The organism is Streptomyces sp. CA-251387 (assembly GCF_050936625.1).
Taxonomy (GTDB): Bacteria; Actinomycetota; Actinomycetes; order Streptomycetales; family Streptomycetaceae; genus Streptomyces.
This window is the reverse complement of sequence record NZ_JBNJMJ010000001.1, coordinates 8626313-8639425: the sequence shown is the minus strand read 5'-3', so window position 1 is coordinate 8639425 and position 13113 is coordinate 8626313. Positions and strand designations below refer to the sequence as shown.

Sequence of the window (13113 nt, the reverse complement as noted above, 5' to 3'; positions counted from 1 at the left end):
GTGTCGGTGCGCCGGCCGGACTCCCGGTGCCTCAGCTGGACTCGCGGTGTACGACCGTCGCCCCCAGCACCTTGTGCGTCTCGGGTGCGGCGCCGGGGGTCTGCACCGCGCGGTCGACCAGTTCCGCGAGGTCGCGGCCGGACGGCAGCTCTATGTGGACCGTGCTCAGCCTAGGCCGCAGCAGCCGTCCGAGCATCAGGTCGTCGGCGCCGATGACGGCCGTGTCGGCGGGGATGCCGAGGCCCTCGTCCTGCAGGGCGCGCATCAGCAGCATCGCGTACTCGTCGTTGTAGGCGAACACGGCGTCCAGGCCCAGGTCGCGCCAGCGGGCGGCGAGCCGCGCGGCGGACTCCTCCTCGTAGGCCAGGGGCAAGGGGGTCACGGTGGCGTCCGTGCCGTGCAGGGCGCGGCGCACGCCTTCGAGGCGAGGGGTGGAGAAGGACTCCAGGCCTTCCTCCTCCGGCACGACGACGCCGATACGGCGCCGACCGCGGTCGTACAGATGACCGCCCGCGCAGTACCCGACGGCCTCGTGGTCCATGAGCAGGGCGTGCGCGCCGTCGACGGACTCGGGGCCGAGCGTGACCACGGCCCGCGCGCCGGACCGCTTGAGCACCGTCACCCCCTTGGGGTCGAGCCCGGAGCCCGGCACCAGGACGGCGACCGGGCGCAGCTCGGCCCAGGCCCGGGCAGCCTCGTCGCCGTGCAGTCCGACGCCGCCGTGCTGCACGACGGTGTAGTCGAGGCGGCCGAGCGCGGCCTGGAGGTCGCTGAGGAACCGGCTGTAGAGCGGTCCGACGGGAAAGCTCGGCGCGGGCATCAGGACCATGCGGCTGTGCCCGGCACGCAGGCTGCGCGCGGCCGCGTGCGGGACGTACCCCAGCTCCTTCGCGGCCTCGTGGACGCGGCGGCGGGTGGGCTCGCTGATCCGGACGGCGCTGGTGTTGTTGAGGACGTAGGAGACGGTCGCGCGCGAGACGCCGGCCAGGCGGGCCACATCGGCGCTCGTGGGTACCGAGCGCGGTGCGGGGGAGGCGGGCGCGGGCGTTTTCGGTATCTGCACCATGACGTACGGCATCTTTGCAGAACCTGTGAGTGAGGCTCAGGTCAGGGCCGTCGCCCGTTCACACCCCTGTTCCCGTCACGCGGTCGACCAGGGCGAGCCAGCCCTTCTCCAGCCGCTCCATGGGCATACCGCACTGCCTGGTCAGGTGGTTGATCAGGGCGGGGTCGAGAGACGCCATGAGCGTCTGGGCGAGGAGGTCGCAGTCGGCGTCCGGCAGGATCTGCCGCAGCAGCATCGTGACGTGGGTGTGCAGCGCCCGGACCGAGGGGTGGGAGAACCGGCGGGTCGGATCGGGCTGGGCGGCCAGTCGCAGGTCCAGCTGCTCGGCCGTGCGGTACAGGACCGCCACGCCGAACGCCCGCAGCCGCTCGACCGGCGGCGCCCCGGGGCCCAGCGGCGGCGGGCCGCCGAGGAAGTCGGCCTGCAACGTGCGCGCGGAGTGGTCCAGCAGGGCCGTCAGCAGGCCGGTGCGGTCGCCGAAGCGGCGGAAGACCGTCCCCTTGCCCACCCCGGCCTCCGCGGCCACCGCCTCCATGGTGACCCCGGCCACTCCGTGCTCCGCAATCAGCCGGGTGGCGGCCTCCAGCAGCCGGGCGCGGTTGCGGGCCGCGTCGGCGCGCAGGCAGGGCTCGTCGACGGCGGAGCCGACCGTCAGCAACTGTGGCGTGTCGACGGGCTCCTCGGAGTTCGGAAGGGGCGGCAGGTCGGCGGACATGAAGCCAGCGTAAAGCATCGGGAATGAAACTGGACCGCGGTCCGGTTAGGGTGCTAGAAATTAAAACGGACCCCGGTCCGGATCGTAACGGCAGTGTTTCAGCATCTTGGAGTTCGCATGTCTGTTCGCATCCTCGCGCTCGTCGGCAGCCTTCGCGCCGGTTCGCACAACCGTCAGCTGGCCGAGGCGGCCGTCAAGCTCGCTCCCGAGGGCGCCGAGGTCGTGCTCTTCGAGGGCCTGGCCGACATCCCCTTCTACAACGAGGACATCGACGTCGAGGGCAGCGTCCCCGCCGCCGCCGCCAAGCTGCGTGAGGCCGCCCAGGCCTCCGACGCGTTCCTGCTCTTCTCCCCGGAGTACAACGGCACCATCCCGGCCGTGCTGAAGAACGCCATCGACTGGCTGTCCCGCCCGTACGGCGCCGGTGCCTTCGGCGGCAAGCCGGTCGCCGTGGTCGGCACCGCCTTCGGCCAGTACGGCGGCGTGTGGGCGCAGGACGAGACCCGCAAGGCCGTCGGCATCGCGGGCGGCAAGGTGCTGGAGGACGTCAAGCTGTCCATCCCCGGCTCGGTGACCCGCTTCGCCGAGACGCACCCGGCCGACGACGCCGAGGTCGCCGCGCAGCTGACCGAGGTCATCGCGCGCGTCCACGGTCACGCGGGCGAGCCGGTCGCCGCCTGATCAGCGGCAGCGCAGGCCCTGCAGGGGGCCGGAGCAGACCCGCTCCGGCCCCCCTCGCATGCGCTACGCCACCGCTGTCGGCGCCAGTTCCCGCAGCTCCCGCAGCGCCGCCGCCACCGCCGGGCGTTCCCGGCAGCCCCGGCGCGTACAGGTGAGCACCTTGCGGTGCGGGTCGCCCGCGCACCGGACGCGGGTGATCGGCAGGTGCGGGGGCAGCTGGGCCAGCCGTGGCACGAGGGCGACGCCTAGCCGGTGGGCGATCAGGTGGGCGGTGACGTTCCAGTCCACCGCGTGATGGATCACGTCGGGTGTGAAGCCGGCCGCGCCGCACGCCGACATCACATGCGGGCGGCACGGACTCTCCGGCACCGGCGCGATCCACTCCTCGTGCGCCGTCTCCGCCAGGTCGACGCACTCACGTCCGGCCAGCGGATGGTCGTCGTGGACGACGAGGTCGTACGAGTCGTCCAGCAGCGGCCGCTGGTCGAAGCGCGCGTCGCTCAGCGGCGGGTTGTGCGGCGTCACCTCCACGACGGCCAGGTCGATCTTCCCCTCGAAGAGCAGGTCGAAGCACTCCGGCACGCCCGTCTCCTGGATCCGCACGGTAAGCCGCGGATGCCGCTCCCGCAGGCGTACGGCCATCGGCGCGAGCAGCACCGACGCGGCCGTGGAAAAGCCGCTGACGCGCAACTGCCCGGCGGGGGCGCTGTATTCGGCCCGCAGATCGAGCTCGGCCTCCTCCCACCGCGCCGCGATGGCGTCCGCGTGCGCGAGCAGGCTCTCGGCGGCCGCGGTGAGGCGCACCCCGCGACCCTGCGGTTCCAGCAGGTCGACGCCCAGATCGCGGGCCAGCTGACGGATCTGCTGGGAGGCGGCGGAGGGCGTGAAGTGCAGGGCGCGGGCGGCCGCGGTGACCGTGCCGTAGTGGGCGACCGCCCTGAGGACGTGCAGTCGGCGCAGGTCAATCATGTAGCCCACGCTTCAAGATGAGGTCCGGAAAGTCAACCTGGACCTGTACGGAGGCGCACCGCACCCTTGGTGATGTCGCGACGGCCGCATCAGCCCACGAGGTACGAGGAGTTGCCATGACCAGCCCGACCGGCACCGTTTGCCCGCACTGCGGATGGCCCGACGGCGCCGACCCCTTCCAGGTGCTCTCCCGGCACAGCACCACGGCCGGTCACACGGTGTGGACGCGCTGCGGCTGCGGGTCGCTGCAGATGCGGGTGGTCGACGGCTGCGGGACGCGTGTCGTCTCCCGCAGCCGTCCGCCCGTGACTCAGTCGAGTCCGGCCAGCCGCTGAACCGCCGGAGCCACGAAGCTCTCCATCCAGCCGGACGTCTCACTCAGGCGCGGGGAGAGGATCACGGTGTCGATCCCGAGCTTGGTGTAGCCCGAGATGTCCCGGGTGAACGCGTCGAGGTCGCTCTGGGTGGCCGGGTCTCCGCTGTAGGCGACGGTCTTGCGGATCGTGTCGTAGTCGCGGCCCTCGGTGTCGCAGTGGCCGCGCAGCACGTCGAGCTTGTGCCTGACCTCCTCCGGCGAGGTGGTGAACAGGTTGCACGCGTCGCCGTACCGGGCCACCAGCCGGAGCGTCTTCTTCTCCCCGCCCCCGCCGATCATGATCTCGGGGTGCGGGGCGCTGACCGGGGCCGGTACGCAGAGGGTCTCGGTCAGCCGGTAGTGCTTGCCCTCGAAGGGGCCGTTGTTCTGCGGGTCCCACATCTGGAGGCAGATCCGCAGGGTCTCCTCCAGCCGCTCGAAGCGCTCGGCGACCGGCGGGAACAGCACACCGAGCCCCTCGTGTTCGCGGCCGTACCAGGCGGCGCCGATCCCGAGGGTGGCCCGGCCGCCGGACAGCACGTCGAGCGTGGTGGCGATCTTGGCGAGCAAGCCGGGGTGACGGTACGTCACACCGGTCACCAGGGCGCCGAGGCGGACCGTGGAGGTGTGGGCGGCAAGGTAGCCGAGGGTCGTGTATGCCTCCAGCATGGGGTCCTCGGCGCGGTCGTTGAACTCCATCTGGAAGTAGTGGTCCATCACCGACAGCCAGCTCACGCCGGCCGCCTCGGCGGCGGCACCCGCGGCGGCGAGTTCGGCGCCGAGCGCGGGGCCTCCCCCGGAATGGTCGAACCGGTTGATGTGCACACCGACCCGCATGGTCTGTCTCCGTTCGCCCGGACCGTCACCGACCCTGCCGACGCTAGTTCTTGGAGCGCTCTCGAAGTCAAGCGTGACCGGCGAGCCGGTCGCCCAGTGGGATGCGCCGCCTACTTCGACGGCACGGTCGGCTCCTGGCTGGGCGGCCGCATCCACGGCCGCTTCGGCCGGACCGGCGTGTGCGCTCTGGTCGTGACGCTCACCGCCGTGGGACTCCACCACCGCGGTGGGGCTCGTTCGCCGGCTGTCGCCCGCGACGCGCCGCTTCCTGCTCCTGCTGCTTCGAAGCCCGCAGGCTGGTCACCGTCGTCACCGCCAGGACGAGCACGATGAAGCCGAGCGAGAAGGGGATGCTGATCTCGGGGACATGGACGCCGGACTCGTGCAGCGCGTGCAGCACGAGCTTCACGCCGATGAAGCCCAGGATGATCGACAGACCGTAGCTGAGGTGGACCAGCTTCTTCAGCAGGCCGCCGATCAGGAAGTACAGCTGCCTGAGGCCCATCAGCGCGAAGGCGTTCGCGGTGAAGACGATGTACAGGTCCTGGGTCAGCCCGTAGATGGCCGGGATGGAGTCGAGGGCGAACAGTACGTCGGTGGAGCCGATCGCCAGCATCACGACCAGCATCGGGGTCATGATCCGCTTGCCGTTCTCCGTGATGAACAGCTTCGTCCCGTGGTAGCGGTCGGCCACGCCGAAGCGCTCCTCCGCCATCTTCAGCAGCTTGTTCTCCTGGTACTCCTCCTCGTGCTCCTCCTTGCGGGCGTCCTGGACCAGCTTCCAGGCGGTCCAGATCAGGAAGGCGCCGAAGAGGTAGAACACCCATGAGAACGCGGAGATGATCGCCGCGCCCGCCGCGATGAAGCCCGCGCGCAGCACCAGAGCCATGATCACGCCGACCATCAGGACGCGCTGCTGGTACGGCGAGGGCACCGCGAACTTCCCCATGATCAGGACGAAGACGAAGAGGTTGTCGACGCTGAGCGACTTCTCGGTGATGTACCCGGCGAAGAACTCGCCCGTCGGCCCGCCGCCGCCGAAGTAGAACAGGCCGAGCCCGAACAGACAGGCCAGGACTACCCAGACGACCGTCCACGTGCCCGCTTCCCTGATGGACACGTCGTGGGGTTTGCGACCGATGAAGAAGTCCACGGCGACGAGGGCGCACAGGGCCACGACGGTCAGCAGCCAGACGGAGAGGGAGACGTTCACTGGTATTGCTCCTGGTGCAGGTGGGGCCTTGACAGCGTTGTCGCGACTGGTGATGACTTCCACCCATGGCAGGTGAACAGCGGGTCATGTCCTGGCAATCTCCGGGCCACGGGGGTGCCACCCGCCGTACGGCGGGCAGGTTCCGCCGATCGGCGGCCCTCCGGTCAGCGCCGGGACACAGATCATGACCGCAGAGCCGCCGGGCACTCAGGTGCCCCCGTGTGAGGAGCAGCCATGACCCAGGTGCCACCCCCGTTCGACCCCGAGCTCGCCGCCGCCCTGGAGCTCATCAAGGACGTGATCTCGCCCGGCATGACGATGGACCAGATAGCCGAGATCCGTCAGGGTGCCGGGATCCAGATGCTCGCCGAGCTGGACCTGACCATGGACGGCTTCTTCGAGGTCGAGGACCGGGCGGTGTCCGGCCCCGACGGCGCGCCCGAGATCTCCCTGCTGATCTGCCGGCCGACCGCATCGTCCGAGGCGGGTCCGCGACCCGTGATCTACCACGTCCACGGCGGCGGCATGGTCCTCGGCAACAACCGCGTCGGCGTCGACGCCGCCCTGGCCTGGGCGAAGGAGCTGGACGCGGTCGTGGTGTCCGTGGAGTACCGCCTCGCGCCCGAGCACCCGTACCCGGCGCAGATCGAGGACGTGTACGCCGGTCTGGAATGGACGGCGAAGCACGCCGCCGAGCTCGGTGGCGACCCGCAGCGGATCGTTGTCGCAGGTGCGAGCGCCGGCGGCGGGCTGTCCGCGGCGCTGGCCCTGCTCGTCCGGGACCGCAAGGGGCCGGAGCTGATCGGGCAGCTGCTGATGTGCCCGATGCTGGACGACCGCAATGACACGCCGTCCGTCCATCAGATGGCGGGCCTCGGTGTCTGGGACCGTACGGCCAATGAGACCGGGTGGACGGCGCTGCTCGGTGAGCGCCGGGGTGGTCCCGACGTGCCCGCGTATGCGGCGCCTGCCCGTGCCGAGGATCTGTCAGGGCTGCCTCCGGCCTTCCTCGACGTCGGCTCTGCGGAGACCTTCCGCGATGAGGTCGTCGCCTATGCGTCGCGGATCTGGCAGGCCGGTGGGGTGGCCGAGTTGCATGTGTGGCCCGGTGGGTTCCATGGGTTCGACGGGTTCGCGCCTCAGGCGGTGTTGTCGCAGGCGTGTCGGGGGGCGCATCTGGCTTGGTTGAAGAGGCTGTTGGGTGAGTGAAGCGTCGCCTGTTCGGCTGCCGGGTTCTGTGATTGTGCGAGCGCGGGTTGCTTGTGGCCGTTCGAGCGGTTCCCCGGGCGCCCCTTCAGGGAACGTCCACCTGCCCGGCGTTCTCATGCCCGGCCTCCCCGCCGCTTGACCTCGTACCGCACTATGGGCCCATGAAGGAGCTGGCTGGACGTCTGACCGCGCTGGATCCGGACGCCGGCGCCGCCGTTCGTGTCATCGCCTACTTCGATCGGCTCGCCGAGTCGCGGGCCGGGTTGGAGGCGCTCGTGCGCGGGGCTGCCGTGCTGGCCGGGGTGCCGGCCCGGCTGGTGGACGTGGAGCGGCGGGTGCATGTGCGGGTCGAGGCGGACGGGACACGCCGGGAGAACGACCTGCCGCCGGATGCCGCCTGGCCGTCCGCCGCGCTGACGCCGGGCGGCGCTCCGGCGCTGTGGCTGGAGCGGGCCGAGGCGGCGGAGCCCAGTGTCGTCGACGCGGTGATCCTGGAGCGGGCCGCCGGTGCCGTACGGCTCGTGCTCGACCGGACGCGTGGACGGGCGCCGGCCGATGATCCGGCGCTGGTCGAGACCGTCCTCGACGCCGCGGCTCCGGAGGCGGCGCGGCTGCACGCGGCCCGCCGGCTGGGGCTCGATCCTGCCGCACCGGCCCGCGTCCTCGCCCCGCTGGACGGCCGGCCCCACATCGTCCCCGCGCACGCGGACGCCGAGCCGCCCGTCGGCCGCGTCGGCGTGGGCCCCGCCGTTCCGGTGCTCGACCTGCCGCGCTCCTGGTCGCAGGCCCGCATCGCGCTCCGGTTCACCGCCGAGGGCACCGCCCAGGACCCCGGTCCGGGCGTCGTCCACGCCGACGACCTCGGCGGCATCGCCCTCCTCGCGGACCTCGTCGTACCGGGCGCCGAACCGCCGCCCGACGTCCAGGCCCTGGAGGCGGCAGCGGCGGCCGCGCCCTGGCTGCCGGCCACGTTGCACGCCGTCGCCTCGACGGTGAGCCTGCGGGCGGCGGCGGCCGAGATCAACGTCCACCACTCCACGCTCCAGGAACGGCTGGCGCACGCCGAGCACCTGCTGGGCTGGCCGCTGCGTACTCCGCAGGGCAGGTTCAGGCTGGGCGTGGCGCTGACGATGCGGCACCTGGCCCGGCCCTAGAGGTGGTGGCCGCCGCGGTCAGCGGAACTCGTGGACGACCTCGATCGTGCCGACGATGTGGGCGTTGAACTCGTCGAGCTCCTCGGCGGGCACCCACAGCTCGAGAATCGTCTCGCCGCCCGCCTGCTGGACGGGGTACCCGCTCAGGAACTCCGAGTCGACCTCGAACCGGGTCACGAATCCGGCGCCGTCGTGCTTGACGTTCCAGTCCCGGGCGATCCTCACGGCGTAGTCCTCGTTGAGCACCGGGTAGAAGATCGGCTGCTCGGGCAGTCTCGGCGGCCAGGCACGCCAGTTGAGCTCGCGGACGAGGTCCAGCTCCTTGGGGCCGGTGGGACGCCACAGCGTGGTGGTCGGGCGCTGGCTGATCATGGACCTGACGGTACGCGGGCCGTCGCCCCGGCGGCCACGGAGTTTGCACCATTGCTTGCAGGCGCGCTCTACACGCATCCGCTGGAAATTTCACGGATGCCCTATCCTGGATGTTCTTCACCTCGGGACGGAGGACACCCGCGCCATGACCGCCACGGATCCCGCGCTCACTGCTCTCGCCCAGGGCTGGTGCGCCCTCTCCCTGCTGCACGGGAGGATCGAGGCGCACATCGAGCGCGCCCTGCAGACCGGGCACGACCTCAGCGTGCGCGAGTACTCCCTGCTCGACGTGCTCAGCCGCCAGCACAACGGCGAAGGCGGCCACCTGCAGATGAAACAGGTCGCCGACGCCGTCGTCCTCAGCCAGAGCGCAACCACCCGCCTCGTCACCCGCCTCGAGGACCGCGGCCTGCTCTCCCGCTACCTCTGCCCCACCGACCGCCGCGGCATCTACACCGACGTCACCGACGCCGGCCTCAAACTGCTGGAAGAAGCCCGCCCCACCAACCAGGCCGCACTGCGCGAAGCCCTCGACGAAGCCGCGAAGAATCCCGAACTGGCCCCCCTGGTCAGGGCCGTGGAGACACTACGCGTCCCCGCCTGAGACCGTCGGACACCTCGCCAACCGGAGTATCCAGCCCAGGCCGTCCGGCGGCCCGTTGACGGACCCTCGAACAGCCACGTACTAATGGCCCGCATGAGCGCGCCGCATCTCCCCTTGTCCGGCATCACCGTGGTCAGCCTGGAACAGGCCGTGGCCGCCCCTTACGCCACCCGGCAGCTCGCCGACCTCGGCGCGCGTGTGATCAAGGTCGAGCGGCCCGGGGGCGGGGACTTCGCGCGCCGGTACGACACCACCGTGCACGGCCAGTCCAGCTATTTCGTCTGGCTCAACCGCTCCAAGGAATCCCTCACGCTGGACTTGAAGGCTTCGGAGGGCCGTGCGATCCTGCACCAACTCCTCGACGGTGCCGACGTGTTCGTCCAGAACCTGGCGCCCGGCGCCGCCAACCGCCTCGGCCTGGATGTCGAGGCGCTCCGCGAGCGGTGGCCACGGCTGATCCCGTGCACGATCTCCGGGTACGGCACGTCCGGGCCGTGGGCCGACCGGAAGTCGTACGACCTGCTGGTGCAGTGCCAGACCGGCCTGGTGTCGCTGACCGGGACCCCCGAGGACACCGCGCGGGTCGGCATCTCCGTCGCCGACATCGCGGCCGGGATGTACGCGTACAGCGGCATCCTCACCGCCCTGTACACACGCGCCACCACCGGAACGGCCCACCCGGTGGAGATCTCCCTGTTCGAGGCGCTGGCGGAGTGGATGGGCCAGCCCGCCTACTACACGCGGTACGGCGGCGCCCAGCCCTCGCGCCTGGGCACCCAGCACCCCACCCTCGCTCCGTACGGCGCCTTCACCGCCGCCGACGGCCGCCAGGTGCTGTTCTCCATCCAGAACGAGCGCGAGTGGGCCGTGCTGTGCGCCGAGTTCCTGGGCCGGCCGGAGCTGACCGACGACCCGCGTTTCGCCACGAGCTCCGCCCGCGTGGCCCACCGCGCGGAGGTGAACGCCGTCGTCGCCGAGCGCTGCGCCCGCTCCGACGCCGAGGAGATCCTCAAGGACCTGGAGTCCATCAAGATCGCCTGCGCCGGGGTCAACGACGTCGCCGCCTTCCTGGACCACCCGGTGCTGGCCGCCCGCGGCCGCTGGCAGGACGTTGCGATCCCCGGCGGCGCGACGGTGCAGGCCCTGCTCCCGCCGGCCGACCTCGCGGGGCTGCCCGCGCGCATGGACCCGGTGCCGCAGGTGGGCGAGCACACCGGGGCGATCCTCGCCGAACTCGGCCGTACCGGCGAGGAGATCGAAGCCTTGCGCGCGGACGCCGTCATCTGAGGGGGCTCGGGAACGTCGGCGGCCGAGGTCACCAGGGCAGCGGCCCGCCCACGTCGAAGTAGCCTCCGGTCGGGCCGTCCGGACCGAGCTGTGCCATGCGTACGATGATCTCGGCGCCCTCCTCCACGGTCTGCGTGCCGGTGCGCCCATTGAGGTCCGTGGCGGTGAAGCCGGGCTCGACCGCGTTGATCCGCATCTCCGGGAAGGCCTTCGCGAACTGCACGGTGAGCATGTTCACGGTGGCCTTCGAGGCGGGGTACGCGACGCCCGGGTAGTGGTACGCCGGGTGATCCGGGTCGGAGACGTGGGTGACCGAGCCGAGGCCGCTGCTGACGTTGACCAAGACCGGCGCGGCCGACTTCCGCAGCAGTGGCAGGAAGGCGTGGGTGACGCGGACGACTCCGAAGACGTTCGTCTCGAACAGCGTGCGCATGTCGTCGGCGGTCAGGTCCGCGGCGCCGGGCACGCCGTTGTTCTCGCCCCGGTATTCGATGCCCGCGTTGTTGACGAGGACGTCGAGCCCGCCGTCGGCCTCGACGGTCTTCACCGCGGCGTGGACGGAACTGTCGTCGGTGACGTCGAGTTGCACGTACCGTGCGCCGAGCCGTTCGGCGGCGCGGCGTCCACGCTCGGCGTCCCGGGCGCCGATGTAGACGGTGTGGCCCGCTGCGACGAGCCGGCGGGCGGACTCGAATCCCAGCCCCTTGTTGGCTCCGGTGATCAGTGTTGTCGTCATGCCCTCCACGGTGCCGCGCGGCCGGGCCGGCAGCCAGGAGTCCCTTCTTCCTGGGACTCGCAGTACCAGGCACATCCACGAAAGGCGGTGTTCACTGGAGGGCATGACGGGGACGGAACTGGGACGGGCGCTGCGCCGCTGGCGCGACCGGGTTCCGCCCGAGGCGGCGGGGCTGTCGGCGGGCGGGCATCGGCGGGCGGCCGGGCTGCGCCGTGAGGAGCTGGCGATGCTGGCCGGAATCTCGGTCGACTACGTCACCCGCCTCGAACAGGGCAGGGCAAACGGCCCCTCCGGGCAGGTCGTCGAGGCCCTGGCCCGGGCGCTGCGGCTGTCGGGCCACGAGCGGGCCTATCTGTTCCAGCTCGCCGGGCTTGCACCGCCGGGCCCCGACACCGTCCCCGCGTACATCACCCCCAGTGTCCAGCGCCTGCTGGACCGGCTGGTGGACACACCCGTCGCCGTCACCGACGCGGCACACACCCTGCTGCTGGCCAACCCGATGTACGCGGCCCTGATGGGCGACCCCCACGGCCTGCGGGGCTTCGAACGCAACGGGGCTTGGCGCAACTTCCTCGGTGCGCCGAGCCGGGTCCGGCACACGCCCGAGGAACGGCGGGCCTTCGAGGTCGGCATGGTCGCCGAGCTGCGCGCGACCGCCGCCAGGTATCCCGCCGACCGTCAACTGCGGCGTCTGATCGGCGAGTTGCGTGCGGGCAGCGAGCGGTTCACGGAGCTGTGGGACGCGGGCGTCGTCGGCCGGCTGGAGGCCTCGCGCAAGACGATCGAGCATCCGCAGGTGGGCCTGCTGACCCTGGACTGCGACCTGCTCCGCGTCGAGGGCAACGACCTGCATATCCTCGTGTACTCGGCCGAGCCGGGCACCGAGGCGGCCGAGAAGCTGGAGCTGATCGCGGTCCTCGGCACCCAGTCACTGGTGTGACCGAACGCGGCGCGCCTTCCGTGCGTCACAGTGTCGGGACGGCCACGGCACCGTCCCTGCCGCGTCCGTCGCCGTCCGATCAGGGGGATTCATGGCCACGCCCACCGCACGCACCGTCCCGTTGCTGACCGCGCTCGGCCTGCTCGTCGCCGGATGCGGTGCCGAGGCCCTCGGCGGCTCCGACTCGGCACCGGAGACCCGGACTCGAGCCCGCGAGGTCGCCGAGGCCTGGGACGGCTCACCGGCCGCCGAGACATGGCGCGAGGGCTACTACCCGATGGCGGACACGGTCCAGCTTCCCGAGGGTGCCTTCCACAACGAGGCCGACAAGGAGGCGTACATGACCGACAGCTACGTGCTGCGTGGCGACCTCCCCGACACGCCTCAGAAGGACGGCAAGGTGACCTGGCGGGACGGTGGATCGCTGACCATGCCGCTCATGGGGGCGCGGGAGGCGTTCGACGGGCTGGGGGGCAACGGCGGCCCCGGACCGCATCTCACCGTGACCGGGGTGAAGCTGGGCGAGACGGCGCTGGCCACCAGTCGCGGCCCGGCCACGGTCCCGGCCTGGCTGTTCACCCTCAAGGGATACGACACCCCGCTCAAGCGCGTCGCCCTCAGCCCTTCGAAACCCCCCAAGCCCCCCATCGGGCCGGCTCGGGACACCCCCACCGACGATCTGTGGGACCTCGGCCGGCTGGTCGACGTGGCCGAGGACGGCCGGTCCGTCACCGTGCAGGCCTATCACGGCTCCTGCGACGACGGTCCCGGCGTGGACGTGCTGGAGACGGACGGCAGCGTGGTTCTGTCCGGCTACGTTCGCGGCTCGAACGACGGTCTTTGCACATCCGACCTGCGGGCCGAGGAAGTGACGGTGGAACTGGACCGCCCGCTCGGCAAGCGGGTCCTTCTGGACGCGTTCACCGGGCGCCCCGTGCCGAACGGGGAGTCCTGACGGGCCCTCGCCCGGTTGAA

15 protein-coding genes are annotated in these 13113 nt (G+C 71.4%); 8 read left to right on the top strand and 7 right to left on the bottom strand.

Annotated elements, in window-relative coordinates:
* Positions 1 to 31: 31 nt before the first annotated feature.
* The gene (locus ACQEV2_RS38460; RefSeq protein ID WP_433052612.1) at positions 32 to 1078 is read right to left on the bottom strand and encodes a LacI family DNA-binding transcriptional regulator; all 1047 of its coding nucleotides are present in this window, start codon (positions 1076 to 1078) and stop codon (positions 32 to 34) included.
* 46 nt (positions 1079 to 1124) lie between these two features.
* On the bottom strand, positions 1125 to 1799 hold the full coding sequence (locus ACQEV2_RS38455; RefSeq protein WP_433052609.1) for a TetR/AcrR family transcriptional regulator: 675 nt from the start codon (positions 1797 to 1799) through the stop codon (positions 1125 to 1127).
* A 99-nt stretch (positions 1800 to 1898) separates the two neighbouring features.
* Here ACQEV2_RS38455 and ACQEV2_RS38450 point away from each other — a divergent pair, with 99 nt between their 5' ends.
* Positions 1899 to 2462 (top strand): NAD(P)H-dependent oxidoreductase, encoded by a 564-nt coding sequence (locus ACQEV2_RS38450; protein ID WP_433052606.1) that lies wholly within the window; start codon positions 1899 to 1901, stop codon positions 2460 to 2462.
* A 63-nt stretch (positions 2463 to 2525) separates the two neighbouring features.
* On the opposite strand, the gene ACQEV2_RS38445 is transcribed toward ACQEV2_RS38450, so the two are convergent.
* A complete protein-coding gene (locus ACQEV2_RS38445) occupies positions 2526 to 3431 on the bottom strand; it encodes a LysR family transcriptional regulator (RefSeq protein ID WP_433055103.1) in 906 nt (301 codons plus the stop codon).
* A 116-nt stretch (positions 3432 to 3547) separates the two neighbouring features.
* Between ACQEV2_RS38445 and ACQEV2_RS38440 the strand changes: the two genes are divergently transcribed.
* Complete coding sequence (locus ACQEV2_RS38440; RefSeq protein WP_433052603.1) at positions 3548 to 3766, top strand: hypothetical protein; 219 nt, start codon at positions 3548 to 3550, stop codon at positions 3764 to 3766.
* Here the strand turns inward: ACQEV2_RS38440 and ACQEV2_RS38435 are convergent.
* Positions 3742 to 4623, bottom strand: a complete 882-nt coding sequence (locus ACQEV2_RS38435; RefSeq protein WP_433052600.1) for an LLM class F420-dependent oxidoreductase — start codon at positions 4621 to 4623, stop codon at positions 3742 to 3744. The two genes, ACQEV2_RS38440 and ACQEV2_RS38435, sit on opposite strands and share 25 nt — an antisense overlap.
* 199 nt (positions 4624 to 4822) lie before the next feature.
* Positions 4823 to 5836 (bottom strand): TerC/Alx family metal homeostasis membrane protein, encoded by a 1014-nt coding sequence (locus ACQEV2_RS38430; protein WP_433052597.1) that lies wholly within the window; start codon positions 5834 to 5836, stop codon positions 4823 to 4825.
* Between the two features lie 234 nt (positions 5837 to 6070).
* On the opposite strand from ACQEV2_RS38430, the gene ACQEV2_RS38425 reads away from it, so the two are divergent.
* On the top strand, positions 6071 to 7045 hold the full coding sequence (locus ACQEV2_RS38425) for an alpha/beta hydrolase (protein WP_433052594.1): 975 nt from the start codon (positions 6071 to 6073) through the stop codon (positions 7043 to 7045).
* Positions 7046 to 7206: 161 nt separating this feature from the next.
* Complete coding sequence (locus ACQEV2_RS38420; RefSeq protein ID WP_433052591.1) at positions 7207 to 8199, top strand: helix-turn-helix domain-containing protein; 993 nt, start codon at positions 7207 to 7209, stop codon at positions 8197 to 8199.
* A gap of 18 nt (positions 8200 to 8217) precedes the next feature.
* Here the strand turns inward: ACQEV2_RS38420 and ACQEV2_RS38415 are convergent, their stop codons facing one another.
* Positions 8218 to 8571 carry a hypothetical protein gene (locus ACQEV2_RS38415; RefSeq protein WP_433052588.1) on the bottom strand — a complete coding sequence of 118 codons (354 nt, stop codon included), beginning with the start codon at positions 8569 to 8571 and terminating at the stop codon, positions 8218 to 8220.
* 145 nt (positions 8572 to 8716) lie between these two features.
* Here ACQEV2_RS38415 and ACQEV2_RS38410 point away from each other — a divergent pair, with 145 nt between their 5' ends.
* Positions 8717 to 9175, top strand: a complete 459-nt coding sequence (locus ACQEV2_RS38410; RefSeq protein WP_433043597.1) for a MarR family winged helix-turn-helix transcriptional regulator — start codon at positions 8717 to 8719, stop codon at positions 9173 to 9175.
* Between the two features lie 93 nt (positions 9176 to 9268).
* Complete coding sequence (locus ACQEV2_RS38405) at positions 9269 to 10462, top strand: CaiB/BaiF CoA transferase family protein (protein ID WP_433052585.1); 1194 nt, start codon at positions 9269 to 9271, stop codon at positions 10460 to 10462.
* 28 nt (positions 10463 to 10490) lie between these two features.
* On the opposite strand, the gene ACQEV2_RS38400 is transcribed toward ACQEV2_RS38405, so the two are convergent.
* Entirely contained in the window at positions 10491 to 11198 is a 708-nt protein-coding gene (locus tag ACQEV2_RS38400; protein WP_433052582.1) for an SDR family oxidoreductase, read from the bottom strand.
* A gap of 103 nt (positions 11199 to 11301) precedes the next feature.
* On the opposite strand from ACQEV2_RS38400, the gene ACQEV2_RS38395 reads away from it, so the two are divergent.
* Together ACQEV2_RS38395 and ACQEV2_RS38390 are read left to right on the top strand one after the other, a co-directional pair.
* Positions 11302 to 12138: a helix-turn-helix transcriptional regulator gene (locus ACQEV2_RS38395; protein WP_433052579.1), complete on the top strand. Its 837-nt coding sequence runs from the start codon at positions 11302 to 11304 to the stop codon at positions 12136 to 12138.
* 91 nt (positions 12139 to 12229) lie between these two features.
* Complete coding sequence (locus ACQEV2_RS38390; RefSeq protein WP_433052576.1) at positions 12230 to 13093, top strand: hypothetical protein; 864 nt, start codon at positions 12230 to 12232, stop codon at positions 13091 to 13093.
* Positions 13094 to 13113 lie beyond the last annotated feature (20 nt).

Excerpts from the sequence above, each read along its gene's own strand:
- ACQEV2_RS38420 (WP_433052591.1), top strand. The coding sequence starts at position 7,207 with ATGAAGGAGCTGGCTGGACGTCTGACCGCGCTGGATCCGGACGCCGGC.
- ACQEV2_RS38410 (WP_433043597.1), top strand. The coding sequence starts at position 8,717 with ATGACCGCCACGGATCCCGCGCTCACTGCTCTCGCCCAGGGCTGGTGC.
- ACQEV2_RS38460 (WP_433052612.1), bottom strand. The coding sequence starts at position 1,078 with ATGCCGTACGTCATGGTGCAGATACCGAAAACGCCCGCGCCCGCCTCC.
- ACQEV2_RS38400 (WP_433052582.1), bottom strand. The coding sequence starts at position 11,198 with ATGACGACAACACTGATCACCGGAGCCAACAAGGGGCTGGGATTCGAG.
- ACQEV2_RS38445 (WP_433055103.1), bottom strand. The coding sequence starts at position 3,431 with ATGATTGACCTGCGCCGACTGCACGTCCTCAGGGCGGTCGCCCACTAC.
- ACQEV2_RS38405 (WP_433052585.1), top strand. The coding sequence starts at position 9,269 with ATGAGCGCGCCGCATCTCCCCTTGTCCGGCATCACCGTGGTCAGCCTG.
- ACQEV2_RS38440 (WP_433052603.1), top strand. The coding sequence starts at position 3,548 with ATGACCAGCCCGACCGGCACCGTTTGCCCGCACTGCGGATGGCCCGAC.
- ACQEV2_RS38395 (WP_433052579.1), top strand. The coding sequence starts at position 11,302 with ATGACGGGGACGGAACTGGGACGGGCGCTGCGCCGCTGGCGCGACCGG.
- ACQEV2_RS38425 (WP_433052594.1), top strand. The coding sequence starts at position 6,071 with ATGACCCAGGTGCCACCCCCGTTCGACCCCGAGCTCGCCGCCGCCCTG.
- ACQEV2_RS38435 (WP_433052600.1), bottom strand. The coding sequence starts at position 4,623 with ATGCGGGTCGGTGTGCACATCAACCGGTTCGACCATTCCGGGGGAGGC.
- ACQEV2_RS38450 (WP_433052606.1), top strand. The coding sequence starts at position 1,899 with ATGTCTGTTCGCATCCTCGCGCTCGTCGGCAGCCTTCGCGCCGGTTCG.
- ACQEV2_RS38390 (WP_433052576.1), top strand. The coding sequence starts at position 12,230 with ATGGCCACGCCCACCGCACGCACCGTCCCGTTGCTGACCGCGCTCGGC.
- ACQEV2_RS38415 (WP_433052588.1), bottom strand. The coding sequence starts at position 8,571 with ATGATCAGCCAGCGCCCGACCACCACGCTGTGGCGTCCCACCGGCCCC.
- ACQEV2_RS38455 (WP_433052609.1), bottom strand. The coding sequence starts at position 1,799 with ATGCTTTACGCTGGCTTCATGTCCGCCGACCTGCCGCCCCTTCCGAAC.